Here is a 16,171-nt window from a genome sequence, read left to right as displayed (position 1 = left end):
CCAAACCGCTTAATTACGCTACGCTGCATCAAGGCCACTGCTACACTTGCTCGAGCACATTACGTAGCGAGAGCTCGCTCACTTTAAATCAAGAGGGGCGCGCATCAATCAATTCGATATTATCGATTGCCAAGGGTTCAGCAAGAAAAATTTCCCCCACCGTTTGAAAACGCTTGATGGAATCTGTTACCAAATAACTTATTTTTGCGTCTGCGGATTGATGAGGATTAAGCAAGGCCGCTTGTGTCAATACCTGCTGTAGTGCTTTTGCTGTTGCATCCGCTGAATCAACCACCGTGACACCATCAGGCAGCAACGAGGTCAACAAGGATTTAAACACAGGGAAATGGGTACAGCCCAAGAGTAAAGTATCTTCCTCGTTAAAATCGGATAAATAGTGTTTCAACGCTTCTCGTGCAATGGCATTATTAACCATTCCCTCTTCAGCCAGGGCGACCAATACACTACAGGCGCGAGCTGTGATAGCAGCCTGGGGTAATTGCTCGCAAATCAACTGCTGGTAAGCATTGGAAGCAATCGTCGTTTCAGTAGCTAAAACAGCGATACGCTGATTTTTGGTTGCTGCAACAACGGCTGCAGCACCAGGTTTTACGACGCCTAAGACAGGCATATCGGGTAGCATGGCTTGTAAATGAGGTAAAGCCGCTGTCGTGGCTGTATTACAGGCAATTACCAGGGCTTTTATCTGCTTCTCCACCAAAACGCGCGCCATTTGCAGGGCATACTGCTGCACTGTATCCGGGCTTTTAGTCCCATAAGGCAAGCGTGCTGTATCGCCCAAATAAACGAACGATTCACAAGGTAAGGCTGCCTTAAGGGCGCGTAGTACAGTCAACCCGCCCATTCCTGAGTCAAAAACCCCGATAGGTAATTTATTCTTATTCATTTTATCCCTGTTTAATACTATCCACCCAGTTTTGGCGTTATTTTCGAAACGACAGAAGGATCTTGATTCTCTCGATTTACCTCATCTACAACGCCGGCAACCCGCTTAACACCCTGAAAATCCTGTTTAAACATTTGGGAAAGTTTAGTAAGATCCTTGGTTGTTTGTGACAACCCTTTTTGATTACCCGATTTATGGCCACTAGCCTCTGTAAAAAAGGATTCTGCTTTAGTCAGTGCGGGACTTCCTTTAAAGCCTTTTTCGTAAAGTGAGTTACTCGATAAACCGTAGATAGTACCCATTTCATTCTTAGGCTGAAATGCACCTGATATCACTTTAATTGCATCCGGGCCAAACGACATATTCGGATTCGCTTTGCCCATCGCGACCAAACCAGACCATAAGTACTGCATTTCTTTAGGATCTGTTCCATCCAGTATAATTGGATTATCTTTAGTCGGTGCATCATGCAAACCCGCCAAAACCTGGCAGGCCATTGCCATGGAAAAATTGACTCGTGCCTCATGCAAAGCTTGATCAGTGGTCTCTGGATGTGGTGGGTTCGCTGGTAGCTTTTGCGGAAAGGCATTGACGGTTAATTTAATGCTTGGCAAGTATTCCATCGACCCGTCTTTACCAGGGGTTCCTCTATCTGCGCCCCGCTGTTCGAGAAATCCGCCCGTAAGCCTCTCATTGGGATGTGTTGGATCTCCCCCATAAGAAATGCGGTGGGCGCGCACCATCCCTTCAGCGACTACAGGTACAGCATGGTAATACGCTGGCCTATTTCCACCCGTGGCTGACATCGTCGATACCCCCGCAGGAATAGTCTTTTTACCTCTCCAATCCGCTTTAAAAAACTCAGCCATCTCAGAAGCCGGGCGATCGGGCTCACATTCACTATCAAAGTGAAATCGGATATCTTGCTTACCCTCTTTGGCTTCTTCCACAGTTTTTACAAGACCTTTTTGCATCAGGGGATTAGGACTATCCGGATCTCCTCGGAGTACTTTTTGCATTTTTTGGTAATGCTCCAGCTCTTTTCCAACGAGATTCCCTTTATCTATTAACACCTTGCGATAGGCTTCAATATCACGTTTTTGAGCATCCCTTGCAGGAGGACTGGGTAAAGCAGCCACGGCAGTCTGGGATGGTAAACTTGCTAGTTGCTCATCAATCAACGCTTTCTGATGAGCCAATTGCGTAACGAAAGCATCACAGCCTTTAGCAAACTCTAAAAATTCCGGCCCTAACTTCGCGGCATTTTGTTTGGCAGCAGCATGAAATGCTGGATTAAACCAGTCAATTGACTTGGTGTTACCAAAGCGTTCCAGTTCACCTCGTATTTTATCGTCGGCTGTCTTCATTTTTTCAAAGAGAGCACTGATCTTGTCAATCTCTCTTTTTTTGTCAGTAAGATTGTTTGCATAGGTAGCGTTTTCTAACAGAATCTGACGGCTTTGCTCGCGCTTCAATTGTTTAAATACTTCCGGAGTCAGCTGTTGCCGTAAAGCGGCCGGATCCAGTGCACCGTAATAAGAACCACCTCGCGTGGCGGCTACTGTCATAAAAGCCTCAAGAGACGCTGACGCCTGGATGTCTTCTTTTAATCGATCATAGTGATTATTGGCAGCACCGGCAGGAGCTGTCGTAAACGGAGCTGTTTTTTTGAGTGCCGTACAAAAGGTTATTAACTTGTAGTCTGGTTGTGTAGGCAATACTCCGTTTGCTTTGGCTAGCATATTTACATTGCGAGCGTGTTGTTGCTCTATAGGCGCTCTCAGAGCCCCGGCTCCTCCATCTAAAGCAGTACCAGCAGGATTCAAACCAAAGGCAGCAAAGAAATTGGCATCAGAGTGGACGTAAAACTTCCCTTTTATGTTATTGATAATGTTTATATAATTTGCACCAGCTGCGTTCGCGGTATCAAATACACTATGCCCCCCGCCACCAACGTTGGCATGAATCATGTCATTAATCTCCTGAATTACCGCAGGAGTAGCCGTCAAAGGAGGAGTTTGTTGAGCTAGAATGCGCGCAACCTCTGGATTAGCAATTTGACTCAGTAACGCCAAATTTTTGTTTTCCTGTATAAAGCCGTCTACATTAACAGAACTTCCTACACCAAGAATATTACGCACTTTTGCAGCAGCATCGGCTTCGTTGCCCGTTTCCACAGCAACGTTTAATAAAGCGGCCATCACATCTGGTTTAGTCAACAATTCTTGCTGTTTTTTCAAGGGCAATTGTTTTACCAAAGCAAGTAATTGGGGATGTGGACCAGTTGCATTAATTTGAAAATCCAACGCTTTTGCACAGGCAGCCTCTTGCACTCTGGCCCTAGCCCCTTCATTTACCCAACTCTGCTCGGTTATTCCCATATTTGTAAGTGCGGTGGCAAACTCAGCCTCATTTTTTGCTACAGCTAAGGCAGTTAACTGTTGTGGTGAATGTCCCGCTTTTGCCGTGGGGAATCGACTTACCAGGTCGGTTACCATACGCTCTTGCAATAATTGCTTCTCTTGAGGCGGTAAAACAGCCATCAATGCTTGTTGGTGTACTTGAGGTGGATGACCATTTAAATCATTAATGGCCGCAACTAAAGTATCGTAATCGCCCCCGTCTAAATTAGCGAGCTCTTTACCGTCTCTAAAGACCTGTTCAGCGGCAGCATAAGCACGTATCTGTTGCAGATATCCGCTATCATGATCCAGATGTGCCGTTATCAAACCGTCAGCCTCAGTTCCCCCCATTAGTAGGCGGACACCATCCCTAACATCATTAACATCGCCAGCTTGAACTAAGGCGTCTAAAGCATCATCATCGATTACCGTAGGTTTTAATAATTCGGTTTTGGCATAACCTAATAAGGCTTTCTCACGTATTTCGGTTATTCTTTCAGGCGTTAAATGGGCAGTCACTTTGGGCTGCATAGCTACTGAGAGATTGTGCCCCATATAAACTTGAATATCGTTGGCCGCAGTAGGGCTGGCAACGAAGGCTTTCAATTGAGTGGCATCGGCAGCAAGCAATCGCTTTTGTACATGAGCAGCCGCCACAATGTCATTGACCTGAGCAGGACTAAGATTATTAAGCGCTTCGCGAAATGCCGGGCTGGTGCTGAAACCAAAAGCTGACTTATCAGTTAAAACTTGCTTCACTTGTTCTTTTGTTGTCGCTGCGATTAAGGCATCTAAAGCAGCTGGATCCTCACACTGTGCGATTTTTATTTTAAGTGCCTGCAAAGCGGCAGTTTGGCGCAAAATGGGCAAAGAAGTGGGAGTAACAGCATGAGCCACAAAATTATTAACATCTGCAGGAGCCCCACCAGCTAAATCAGCATATGTTTTTACTGTTGTCACGAAACCGGCAACATCCCCCTGCGATGCAAGTGCGACCAGATCGCCTACTCTTGGCCCTCCCAACTGAGACAGTTTGGCAGTTAAAAAGCGTTGGCCAAGCTGGCCTTTGGCTTTTTGGATTTCTGGATCACCCAATAAGGCATCAGTATACGGAGCACCAATATCATTTTTGAAATTTGCAGTATCTTTGTTTAACGTAGCTAATACTATGGCAGGATCTAACAGATGGGCCTGAGATATCCCATTAATAGTTAATGCTAAACCTTTTTCCAAAGCTGTTTTCTTAACTGCATCGGTAAAATCTGTATGAGCCAAATTACCTGCAGTTGGCCCAGATAAGTTCCAGGGAGCTGCTTGAAGCGCTACCCGAAATCGCGCAGTTCCTGCTGCTGCCTCAGTGATGAGATGCTCAATCTCAGCTTTGCTAGCAGCAGTATTCTTGATTTTGTTAAGTAACAATTGTTCTTTTGCTTGAGCTTTAATAGCGTCTACAGCTGTGTCAGTTAGAAAATCCTGCGTCGCAGGATCCCAAGCAGCTGGATGAGTAAGCGTAGATAAAGCACCAAAGATTGCAGGTTTAGTAGCGAGCTTAGTGCGTGCATTAGTCGCATCACCATTGATAAGGTCTACCAAAAAGGCCTCATCTAAGGTGCTACCCGAGGCCTTTAAACCAGCCTGAGCCCTTCTTTGTACTGCAAGTTTATGCAGAGCCGTAAAATTCGCACCACCACCAACAAGACCACCGGTATCATCCAAAAAAGTTCCATCATTCGGTTTAGGTGGATCTACATCCATAGCGTGGAAGCCATGCCAAAAACCCTTTTTCGCAAGAATCACTCCTCTAAAATCACCGGGCACAGTGCGATTTACTTTCATAAGTGCATCGAGAGCATCAATGGCACCTGCTCCTGCAGCACGGCTGATTATAGTATCATCTTGAAGGGCAGCTAAAAGTTCCGCATTTTGGATAGGCATGAATAACTCCGCAAGTCATATACGATCATTTTAAACATAAAATCTTAAGCAGTCCTTAAACTTTGCATGATTTTTGCGAAAACAACTTGAATTGTCTTTAAACTCATCTATTTTAAGAGTATAGCAAGCAAATGGACAAGGGAATGAAGATACACTTTTGCTTTATTTTGGCCTTAGTGCCTACAACCCTTTTTGCCCAGGGATGTATTACAGGCAAAGTATCTGAGAAACCCAGTTATGTCTGTGTCGATGGGCGTTCGCTCAGCCGAACAGGAGGGGGGTTAGTTTGGCAAGCCAAACGCGGTTGTTTTATGAGCCGGATTCCCTGTTGTAATTACGATGCAACCCACTACAGTTATTCAGCCAATCCCGGCTATGTTTTTTCTTCCTACAATCGCTGCCGCCAAGGCTATCCTTTCCATCTGGGAGAGATGCAGACCCATTAACTCAATGATTTATGCAAATTTTGCCTCGAACCTGGCGTTTTACGTAAGCCTCTGTAACGGTTTTTTCAGCGGATGGTAATAGATTATCAACCTAGGCAATCGTTGCTTGATAACTCACTGTCAACAATATCGCTACCAGCAACCAGATAATCGTACTGGTCAGGTAAGCATGCTTAAAAGAATGATAGGTTTTTTTCTTCAACCAGACATTAAGCGCAAAAACGGGAAGAATGCAGCTAACAAAGAGGATAAGAACCTTGGCCACACTGTCAGCACCCTTTTGAAATGGTAGCCAACCAGCAAACAGCGTGACGGAGCGTTGCAAGATGGTTTGAAAATGCAGAAACCCCCATAACACCCAATGTTCATAATAAACAATCAAAGCCGTCGTTAAAATAAGAGGTAATAGGAGTTTCATCCCGCGAATAGCAAATAATTTTTTAAACGCATTGCCAAACTCTTGTGAGAAAAACACCACAATTGCACATCCTACAACCACTAAAGATAAAACGACCATATCCATTTTTGTGTTTATCCCCTCTCTTCAAGCGCTTCCCAGCGGGCATAAAGTTTAGTTAACTCCGTTTCGTCTGCCGCTAATTGTTGTGTATGTGAAGTAATCATCTGGGCATCTTGCTGATAAAAATCTGCTTCAGCCATTCTTGTCTGTAAAGCAGCAATTTTTTGCTCCAGGCTTTCAATTTTCTGAGGCAGCTGGCTTAATTCACGTTGCTCATTGAAGCTTAACTTCGCCGAAGCAGTAGTCCGTTTAACGGCTGCTTTAACCGGGGCTTGTTCACGCCGCTCTTTTTTCTGTCTACGATAATCATCATAACCACCGACATATTCATTAAAGACGCCTTCTCCTTCATAAACCAGTACGGAAGTCACGACTTGATTAATAAACGCGCGATCATGGCTGATTAACAACAAGGTACCAGGATAATCCATTAACATGGTTTCCAATAATTCCAGGGTTTCAATATCTAAATCATTGGTCGGCTCATCCATGACCAGCAAATTAACTGGTTTGGCAAATAACTTGGCAAGTAATAAGCGATTACGTTCGCCCCCAGACAGTGTGGCAACCTGCTGATTAAAACGCTCGGATGGAAATAGAAATTCCCGCAGATAACTCGCCACATGTTTTTGTTTACCATTGATGGTTACGTAATCAGCCCCTTCTGCTACATTGGCCATCACCGTCTGTTGTTCATCCAGTTGACGGCGTAATTGATCAAAATAGGCGATTTCCAGAGAGGTCCCTTGTCGAACTGTCCCGGAGTCAGGACTCAATTCGCCTAAGAGCAAACGGACTAACGTTGTTTTACCACAACCATTTGGACCAATAATACCAATCTTGTCACCACGGGTCAGTAGCAGTGAAAAATCGCGCAGCAAGGTTTGGCCTGATACGGAAAAATTAACCTTATTCGCCTCGATAACCAAAGAACCTGAGCGCGATACATCCAAGGTTAATGCTTGTACCTTGCCTAATTGCGCGCGGCGGGCTTTGTATTCTTCTCGCATTGCTTTTAACGCGCGTACACGTCCTTCATTGCGAGTGCGGCGGGCTTTGATACCAGTACGAATCCATGCCTCTTCATCTGCCAGACGCTTATCAAATAAAGCATTTTGCTTTTGTTCACTGAGCCGTAGTGCTTCACGCCGATCCAAATAAGTATCGTAATCACATTCGTGACTGTAAAGTTTGCCGCGATCAATTTCGACAATGCGATTAGCGATCTGCCCCAAAAATTCACGATCGTGCGTTACAACCAGTAAACTACCCGTATAGGTTTTTAGATAAGATTCCAACCATTCAATGGCATTCACATCCAAATGGTTTGTAGGTTCATCAAGTAGCAAAAGATCAGGGGCAGCAATCAGGGCTGCAGCCAACAAAGCCCGCCGTTTCATTCCGCCTGATAAACGACTCATTTGCGCTTGCGGATCAAGGCCTAAACGACTTGCCATCATGTCTACCCTGGGTAGCAAATCCCAGGCATGCAGATTATCCATTTGCTGTTGACATACAGCTAATCTGGCTAAATCATTGGTCGCTGATAAATGATGGAATTGCGCAAGTACCTCCCCAACTTCACCCAAACTTTTTACCAAAAAATGGTAAACCGTCTCTTTACCGCTTATGGGAACTTCCTGAGTTAAACCAGCAACGCGTAACCCGCCAAGTTTATTCAGTTGCCCACTGTCAGGCAGCAAATCGCCTTGCAATAAACGCAACAAAGTAGATTTACCAGCGCCATTTCGTCCCACCAAAGCAATACGCTCCTGCGGCTGGATCTGCCAATCAACCGCATCAAGCAAGCAATTGCCAGCAAGTTTTAAGGTTACCCCATGAAGAGAAACTATACTCATACAAACTCATCGCTTTTTTAGAGCTGTTGATACTATCCTGATGTGCTTAGGTTTTGGTTGCTATCTTCTAGCTCAACGACTCTTTAATCTAAACTCAATAGGATCAAACTCACGCAACCTCCGATCCCCTTCGTTAAAATTTTGCTTTTAATTCGGTCATTTAGTCATGCTAAACACTCTCATTAAAATCCAATTTTGCCTCGACTTCGACATTTTTCGTAAGTCCTGAGGGTAAATCACTTTTTTATAATTAACTGTTTATCCTGCTGCGATAAATTAAACTGGGACAACACATTCATACCTAATAAGATAGTGTCATCATCACTGCCGGGTACAATCACTGCCTTAACGTTATTTAAGGTAAATTTAGCAAAACTTAGTTGTTTTAGGCGAGTCAAAGTCCCTGTCACTTCGCCACTGGCTGTTTGGATGCTAATTGGATAACGACCCTGCAACTGCAACTTGGCAGCTAGCCATTGGGGTATAGCCACCAAAGTAGCCCCTGTATCTAAAATAAATTTAACCGGATAATCATTAATGGAACCATCGATGTAATAGTGCCCCTGTTCATCAGCAACAATCGTGACAGATCCATGAGTGATTTGATAGGAACCTTGTTCCTTCTCACCGTAATAATAAAAAAATAAAAGCAATAACCCAAAAAACAACAACCAGGCAATGAGAAACATCCAACGCCCGGTTTGTGTATATTGCTTATCAACCACGTCCTTAACCTTGAACTGATGCGGGTAAAACCATCACCCCATCGATTTCTACCTGCGCTCCACGCGGCAGGGCACTTACTCCAATTGCTGCCCGGGCTGGATAAGGTTCATCAAAATAACGCGTCATTGCTTCGTTAACCAACGGAAAATGGTTCAGATCAACCAGATAAACAGTCAATTTAACCAAATTTGCCAAACTGCCACCTGCCGCTTTACAAACAGCTTCCAAGTTATCAAAAACCTGATTAATTTGCAGGCGAATTTCATCGCTGCATAATTGCATGGTTTGCGGATCAAGCGGAATCTGCCCGGAGAGATAAACAATATCTCCACAACGAACTGCTTGACTATAGGTGCCAATCGCTGCTGGCGCTAACGCACTATGAATAGGTTGCATCAATTAATCTCCCTGCTTTTTACGATATAGGCGCATCACCACTTTATTAGCACGCAAACGACGCATCACTCGTGCTAAATGAGTTCTGTCACGCACACTGATGGAAAAAGTTACTCCATTATGCCGCCCATCTCGTGGATCGACATTAATATTACCAATATTGGATTCCGCCTCAGAAATTGCTGTTGCTAATGCAGCTAAAACACCGCGCTGATTAGCGACTTCAACGGTAATATCTACCCAAAACTCACCTTGCACCTGGTCATCCCAGCGTAAAGAAACCAATTGTTCCGGGTGATTTCGTCCTTGATTAATGTTAGGACAATCACTGGCATGCACTATAATACCGCGACCTTGCTGAAAACGCCCAACAATACTATCGCCTGGTATCGGTTGGCAACAATCAGCGAAATGAACCACCATCCCTTCAGTACCTTTAATAGCCAAAGGACCACTTTTCGCTGTTTTATCAAGTTCGCTACTTTCCTGACTAATCACCAGCCGTTTGGCTATAATCATTGGCATCTGATTACCAATACCAATAGCATAAAGTAACTCATCGGCGGATTTATAATTTAGATCATGTAACAAGGCTTGCAAAGACTCCGGCGGTACCTTGGCATAATCACTGCCTAACTCAACAAGCGATTGCTCCAACAAACGTTTACCCAACACAATCGATTCCGTATGTTGCTGACTTTTCAAGAAATGACGTATGTTACTGCGCGCCTTGCCAGTCACCACAAAATTAAGCCAGGCCGGGTTAGGGCGAGCCCCAGGTGCAGTAATAATTTCGACCGTCTGGCCATTCGTTAATGGAATGCTCAGTGGAACCAGCCGACGATTCACTTTGGCGGCAACACAACTATTTCCCACACCAGAATGCACTGTATAGGCAAAATCAACTGGTGTAGCGCCCTTGGGCAATTCCATAATATGGCCTTTAGGGGTAAATACATACACTTCATCCGGGAATAAATCAATTTTAACGTTTTCAATAAATTCCAAAGAATTTCCTGTGCTGCGCTGCATTTCCAACAAGCGCTGTACCCATTCACGTGCACGTAATTGGGCCTCATTCACTTCCAAACCAGACGATTTATAAATCCAGTGGGCAGCCACCCCGTTTTCAGCCACCTTATCCATGTCGCGAGTACGTATTTGTACTTCCAGGGGAACCCCAAAGGGGCCAAATAAAGTGGTGTGCAGGGATTGATAACCATTGGCTTTAGGAATCCCGATATAGTCCTTGAAACGTTGCGGCACGGGTTTATACGTTTGGTGTAAGGCTCCCAGAACCCGGTAACAGGAATCAATATCCTCAGTAATCACTCGAAAAGCAAAAACATCGGTTATTTCAGTAAAAGACGCTTTTTTTTGCCGCATTTTACGATAGATACTATATAAATGTTTCTGCCGACCAAAAACATGCTCATAGGGAATATTGAGTTTCTCCAAGGCCTGCTGCAAATCCTGTTCAATTTTTTGGGTGAGCTCACGCCGATTACCTCGTGATTTTTCGACTGCTGACTTAATAGCCCTATAGCGCATGGGATAAAGCGCTTGAAAGCCCAAATCCTCAAGACCAATATAGATAGCATGCATCCCCAAACGATTGGCAATGGGGGCATAAATTTCCAGGGTTTCGATCGCAATGCGTCTTCTCTTTACCGATGGCATTGCGCCTAAGGTACGCATGTTATGATAACGATCAGCGAGTTTTACAATAATGACACGGATATCTTTCACCATCGCTAAAACCATTTTGCGGAAATTTTCCGCCTGGGCTTCAGCGCGAGATTCAAATTTGATTTTGGTCAGTTTGGTTACTCCATCGACCAAGGCAGTAACATCTTCACCAAATTGCTGGGTTAAATCATCTTTACTAATGGAGGTATCTTCAACCACATCGTGGAGTAGAGTGGCCATTATGGTTTGATAATCCAGGCGCATACGGGCTAAAATCAACGCTGCGGCAACCGGATGGGTAATATAAGGTTCACCTGAGCGACGCATTTGGCCGCGATGTGCTTTTTCAGCGACCAGATAAGCTTGATAACATTTTTCAATAAGCGGTTGCTCAAGGTAGCATTTAAGCTCTTCGTCTAACTCCTTAAAGTAGCTCACACAACACTCCCTTCAACTACCGCTGAATTTATTTGGGCTAATGCCCCCGGATACAACATTGAGTTCTCTCGTCAATTTTCTAATAGCTTGGAGCAGCTTGTTTTAAGCGCGGTAAAACAACCTGGAAACATCAGTATAAAAAACACTCTTGTTTCACCATTATAGTAAAATTGACTATCAAAACTAGAGTCCGTTGACATTTCTATCATTTTTACACTTGGATTGATTTTCTGTGCGGAAATACTCACATACTCCAATCCTAATTACTCATGCCAATGACAATGTCGACCGCTTCCAATAATCCTAGTCTTTGTCCAGGATATCCGGCTTAACTAACCCTTCAGCAATTTCTCGCAAAGCAACCACAGTAGGTTTATCATTTTCCCATTCCACCATGGGTTGTTCGCCACGAACAGCTATCTCACGAGCACGTTTGGTAGCCACCATGACTAATTCAAACCGGTTTGCAACATGCTCTAAACAATCTTCTACGGTTACACGTGCCATACTCTTCTCCTCCAGAACTTAAAAAAGATACCAACTTGGAGCCAAAATAGTCTATTTTACTGCGATGCCATCAAGAATGAAAGTAATTTTCCTTGCTGATTGACTTGACGAGCCATTCGGAGCCGGTTTGCAATGACTATGGCTTGTAACTCAGCAGCTGCTTTATTGAAATCATCATTGACTATCAGATAATCGAATTCTGAAAAATGGCTTAGTTCATCCTGAGCCCGCCGCATACGGCTGGAAATAACCTCTTCATTATCCTGACGCCGGTCTAAAAGCCGCTGTTTAAGGGTATCCAGTGCAGGCGGTATGACAAAGACAGAAACAGCATCAGGAAAAATATCTTTAATTTGTTGGGCACCTTGCCAATCAATGTCTAAAACCACATCAACGCCTGCCTGGAGACGGGTGTTTATCTGCGCTACAGAAGTACCATAATGATGATTAAATACCAGGGCATGCTCTATAAATGCATTGGCTTCTATCATGGCCATAAATTGCTGTTCATCAACAAAAAAGTAATCCACCCCATCTTTTTCACCGGGCCGTTTTTTACGGGTAGTATGGGAAATAGAGACTTCGATTTCAGGGAGTGAAGTCACTAACTTTCGCACCAAACTGGTTTTCCCTCCCCCGGAGGGAGCAGCAACGATTATTAAATTACCTGCATAAGCATCGGCCATGGTCTTACTCTATATTTTGAATTTGTTCACGCATTTGCTCAATTAACACTTTCATTTCAACAGCGCTCTGGGTCAAAGCAACGGATTCTGATTTTGAACTCAGCGTGTTCGCTTCCCGATTCAGTTCCTGCATCAAAAAGTCCAGACGGCGTCCAACCGCTTCCTCACGTTGCAGCACTTTTTCGACTTCAACCACATGGGTTTGCAACCTGTCTAGCTCTTCAGTCACATCCAAACGAGCCAATTGCAGAGCAATCTCTTGTTCTACACGTGTCTTATCGACCTCCAGTTGCAAAACATGCAACCGGGTCAGTAACTTGTCTTTTGTTTGTTCCGTAAGTGGTGCAACCAATTGCCATGCCACTTTAATTTCATCCTGTAATTTATCTAAACGACTTTGTATATGTACTCTCAATGCCTGCCCTTCGGACTTTCTTACCGCCAATAGCTGATCCAGGGTTTCCTGAAATAATAACTCCACCTGCTTGCCTAATGCCTCCTGATCAGATTGGGAGGTTTGTATCACACCAGGCCAGGATAAAATGGTACTTAACGTTAAATCATTAGGTAATTGCTTAGTCGTCGCCAACTGATGTCCTGCCGCCATTAGACTGTTGACCAGGCAGTCATCGATACGTAGGGATTGGGCATCCTTTGCACTACTCTGGAACTTAAGTTGACACTCCAATTTACCACGACTTATTTTTCCACGCATCATAGTGCGTAAAGAAGTTTCTAAAAAACGGAAGACTTCCGGCAAACGAAAAGAGACATCCAGATAGCGATGATTCACTGACTTAATTTCCCAGCACAGAATACCTTCATCGAGCTGTTTCTGCACTCTGGTAAAGGCGGTCATACTATAGGTCATAAATAATACTAGCAAAATTTAACGTTGGGCGACTATAAACTAAATTTGTACAAATGCAAGCCCAGGTGCATAGTCCGACCGAAAGGTTTATAATCGCCCATTTTTAGTGAGGATTAAGCATGCGCCCCAGCAATCGTGAACCCAATCAATTACGTGCGATCAAAATCACCCGTAATTTTACTAGTCATGCCGAAGGCTCAGTCTTGGTTGAGTTTGGCGAGACTCGCGTTTTATGTAATGCCTCGGTTATTGATGGCGTACCCCGTTTTCTTAAAGGCAAAAACCAGGGCTGGATTACTGCTGAATACGGTATGTTGCCTCGCGCTACACACAGCCGGACAGAAAGGGAAGCCAGCAAAGGGAAGCAAGGTGGCAGGACACTTGAAATTCAGCGGCTCATCGGACGCTCTTTACGCGCTTGCATCGATTTGAAAGTCTTGGGCGAAAGCACCATTACCCTCGATTGTGATGTGATTCAGGCAGATGGCGGCACTCGTACTGCAGCAATTACTGGTGCCTGTGTAGCAATGAAAGACGCCCTTTCATGGATGGTGGCACGCGAAAAACTACGTAAAATGCCCGCATTTAATTACATTGCAGCTGTTTCCGTCGGTATTTACCGCGGCCAACCTGTCCTTGATTTAGATTATGCTGAAGATGTCTTGGCAGAAACCGATATGAATATTGTAATGAATGAAGAAGGCCAATTCATAGAAGTGCAGGGTACAGCAGAAGATAAGAGTTTTAATCGTGATCAACTCAATCAGATGTTGGCCCTGGCAGAAAATGGGATTGTTCAGCTCATCGAAATACAGAAAAACGCCTAACCCCTACCCAGCAAGGGAGCAAGTGAGAAACTTGCTCCTTCCATGTCGAACGCACGATCCATTAGCTTAGATGAACACCGCCTTCCTGTATATGAGGCGCTGCAATCAAATTGGATCGCCATAGCTGCATTAAATGTTGTTCCAGGGTTTGCATCCCCTTAGCCTGTCCAGTCTGCATAGAAGAGTACATTTGTGCGAGTTTATCTTCACGGATCAGATTACGGATAGCGGTATTACAAAGCATGATTTCAAAGGCAGCAATACGGCCGCCCTTTATTTTTGGCAACAAATTTTGCGCAATAACGGCTTGCAAAGATTCCGCTAACATGGAGCGTGCCAGTGATTTTTCCACGCCAGGAAACACATCAATGATCCGGTGAATTGCCTTTACGGCAGAGTTCGTATGTAAAGTCGCAAACACCAAGTGACCTGTTTCAGCAGCAGTCATAGCAAGACGAATGGTTTCCAAATCACGTAACTCACCGACCAAAATAACGTCCGGATCTTCCCTTAAGGCTGAACGTAAAGCTGCATTGAAGCTGATTGTATCACGCCGAACCTGACGCTGATTAACCAGGCATTTTTTACTTTGGTGGATGAATTCAATCGGATCTTCAATCGTAAGAATATGTTGAGAACGCACTGTATTGATGTGATCGAGCAATGCAGCAGCCGTAGTACTCTTCCCCGAACCGGTAGGCCCGGTAATTAATATCAAGCCACGAGAATAAAAAGCAATTTCAGTAAAAATCGGTGGCAGTTCCAGCTCCGCCATGCTGGGAATTCTTGATGGAATAACACGGAATACCGCGCCAACACCCCGTGCTTGATGAAAGACATTCACTCGAAAACGAGCCAGCTCTGCAATTTCGAAAGCAAAATCAATGTCTTTATTCTGCCCATACTCGTTTCTTTGCTCGGTAGTCATACTATTGGCAAGGAGCTGACTAAGTTCTTGCTGCTCCAAGACTGGAAGTGCTGTCTGATGCAAAGTTCCATCTACACGAATCACAGGGGGTAACCCAGCTGATAAGTGTAAATCCGAGGCCTTGTTGTCTACTGCAACTACTAATAATTCCTTGATATCCATATCGATCCCTGTTTTTGCAACTATTTATCCCAAACTATCATGCAGAGTAACCCGGATTGTGTCTAGCGAACTCATGTTTTCATTCGAAACTCACTTCACGCTAATAAATAGCATTTCGATCGCATTCTATTGTTAGACAGCACAATAATTTGCTACCTTTAGGCTTTTTGGGTTGTCTTAAATCATGACCATTAGCGATCGCGTTCATCAAATTCAAACGCTTATCACTACAGCTACTGAACGTTACGAGCGCGAAGCAAATACAGTAAAATTACTGGCTGTCAGCAAAGGTCAGTCAAGCGATGCAATTAAACAGGCATTTGAAGCAGGGATCAGTGATTTTGGTGAAAATTATTTACAGGAGGCGCAAGTCAAAATTCATGCCTTATCTGATTTAGCAATTCACTGGCATTTCATCGGCCCCATTCAAAGCAATAAAACTCGGGGTATAGCCCAAGACTTTGAGTGGGTACATAGTGTCGGCCGCGAAGAAATTGCGATGATGCTGGCTAAATATCGTCCTGCACACCTGCCTGCACTTAATATTTGTCTGCAAATTAATCTGGATGAGGAAGAGAGTAAGTCGGGTGTCAGCCCAATTCAGGCTGAAAAACTTGCTCTTTTTGTTGGTCAATTACCCTCCTTGACATTGCGAGGATTAATGACCATTCCTCGTCCTCAAGACAACACACAGCAGCAATATGAGAGTTTTCTGCGTCTTGCTAGTTTATTAGCTGATTTGAACAAAAAATTGAACCTATCCATGGATACTCTATCCATGGGAATGAGTGATGATTTTGAAGCAGCGATTCGTGCTGGTAGTACTCTAGTACGCATTGGCCGCGCTATCTTTGGTGAAAGACAAGGTTAAC

The 16,171-nt window shown here is 44.3% G+C and carries 14 protein-coding genes; 3 read left to right on the top strand and 11 right to left on the bottom strand.

Annotation, left to right across the window (positions count from 1 at the left end; translation table 11 throughout):
• Positions 1–88 precede the first annotated feature (88 nt).
• Positions 89–907, bottom strand: a complete 819-nt coding sequence (gene murI, locus ACN4Z1_RS03145; protein ID WP_228363340.1) for a glutamate racemase — start codon at positions 905–907, stop codon at positions 89–91.
• A 17-nt stretch (positions 908–924) separates the two neighbouring features.
• On the bottom strand, positions 925–5,244 hold the full coding sequence (locus ACN4Z1_RS03140; RefSeq protein WP_228363341.1) for a hypothetical protein: 4,320 nt from the start codon (positions 5,242–5,244) through the stop codon (positions 925–927).
• A gap of 143 nt (positions 5,245–5,387) precedes the next feature.
• Between ACN4Z1_RS03140 and ACN4Z1_RS03135 the strand changes: the two genes are divergently transcribed.
• Complete coding sequence (locus ACN4Z1_RS03135) at positions 5,388–5,690, top strand: hypothetical protein (protein WP_115221877.1); 303 nt, start codon at positions 5,388–5,390, stop codon at positions 5,688–5,690.
• Between the two features lie 91 nt (positions 5,691–5,781).
• On the opposite strand, the gene ACN4Z1_RS03130 is transcribed toward ACN4Z1_RS03135, so the two are convergent.
• The 8 genes from ACN4Z1_RS03130 to ACN4Z1_RS03095 form a co-directional block, all read right to left on the bottom strand.
• Positions 5,782–6,213 carry a hypothetical protein gene (locus ACN4Z1_RS03130; protein WP_228363342.1) on the bottom strand — a complete coding sequence of 144 codons (432 nt, stop codon included), beginning with the start codon at positions 6,211–6,213 and terminating at the stop codon, positions 5,782–5,784.
• A gap of 8 nt (positions 6,214–6,221) precedes the next feature.
• Positions 6,222–8,069: an ATP-binding cassette domain-containing protein gene (locus tag ACN4Z1_RS03125; protein WP_228363343.1), complete on the bottom strand. Its 1,848-nt coding sequence runs from the start codon at positions 8,067–8,069 to the stop codon at positions 6,222–6,224.
• Positions 8,070–8,305: 236 nt separating this feature from the next.
• Positions 8,306–8,794, bottom strand: a complete 489-nt coding sequence (locus tag ACN4Z1_RS03120; RefSeq protein ID WP_115221880.1) for a retropepsin-like aspartic protease family protein — start codon at positions 8,792–8,794, stop codon at positions 8,306–8,308.
• 4 nt (positions 8,795–8,798) lie between these two features.
• Complete coding sequence (locus tag ACN4Z1_RS03115) at positions 8,799–9,191, bottom strand: RidA family protein (RefSeq protein ID WP_115174696.1); 393 nt, start codon at positions 9,189–9,191, stop codon at positions 8,799–8,801.
• A gap of 3 nt (positions 9,192–9,194) precedes the next feature.
• The gene (spoT, locus tag ACN4Z1_RS03110; protein WP_115221881.1) at positions 9,195–11,318 is read right to left on the bottom strand and encodes a bifunctional GTP diphosphokinase/guanosine-3',5'-bis pyrophosphate 3'-pyrophosphohydrolase; all 2,124 of its coding nucleotides are present in this window, start codon (positions 11,316–11,318) and stop codon (positions 9,195–9,197) included.
• Between the two features lie 303 nt (positions 11,319–11,621).
• Positions 11,622–11,825: a DNA-directed RNA polymerase subunit omega gene (gene rpoZ, locus ACN4Z1_RS03105; RefSeq protein WP_228363344.1), complete on the bottom strand. Its 204-nt coding sequence runs from the start codon at positions 11,823–11,825 to the stop codon at positions 11,622–11,624.
• 56 nt (positions 11,826–11,881) lie between these two features.
• Positions 11,882–12,511, bottom strand: a complete 630-nt coding sequence (gmk, locus tag ACN4Z1_RS03100) for a guanylate kinase (RefSeq protein ID WP_228363345.1) — start codon at positions 12,509–12,511, stop codon at positions 11,882–11,884.
• A 4-nt stretch (positions 12,512–12,515) separates the two neighbouring features.
• A complete protein-coding gene (locus ACN4Z1_RS03095) occupies positions 12,516–13,382 on the bottom strand; it encodes a YicC/YloC family endoribonuclease (RefSeq protein ID WP_228363346.1) in 867 nt (288 codons plus the stop codon).
• Between the two features lie 119 nt (positions 13,383–13,501).
• Between ACN4Z1_RS03095 and rph the strand changes: the two genes are divergently transcribed.
• Positions 13,502–14,209, top strand: a complete 708-nt coding sequence (rph, locus tag ACN4Z1_RS03090; protein WP_115221884.1) for a ribonuclease PH — start codon at positions 13,502–13,504, stop codon at positions 14,207–14,209.
• A 61-nt stretch (positions 14,210–14,270) separates the two neighbouring features.
• On the opposite strand, the gene ACN4Z1_RS03085 is transcribed toward rph, so the two are convergent.
• Positions 14,271–15,299 carry a type IV pilus twitching motility protein PilT gene (locus ACN4Z1_RS03085; RefSeq protein ID WP_228363347.1) on the bottom strand — a complete coding sequence of 343 codons (1,029 nt, stop codon included), beginning with the start codon at positions 15,297–15,299 and terminating at the stop codon, positions 14,271–14,273.
• A gap of 184 nt (positions 15,300–15,483) precedes the next feature.
• Between ACN4Z1_RS03085 and ACN4Z1_RS03080 the strand changes: the two genes are divergently transcribed.
• Entirely contained in the window at positions 15,484–16,170 is a 687-nt protein-coding gene (locus ACN4Z1_RS03080; protein ID WP_228363348.1) for a YggS family pyridoxal phosphate-dependent enzyme, read from the top strand.
• Position 16,171 lies beyond the last annotated feature (1 nt).

The sequence above is a fragment of the Legionella sp. ST3F1 genome (assembly GCF_048553315.1).
Taxonomy (GTDB): Bacteria; Pseudomonadota; Gammaproteobacteria; order Legionellales; family Legionellaceae; genus Tatlockia; species Tatlockia donaldsonii.
Note: the sequence above shows the minus strand (reverse complement) of the source record. Positions and strands in the feature narration are given on the sequence as shown.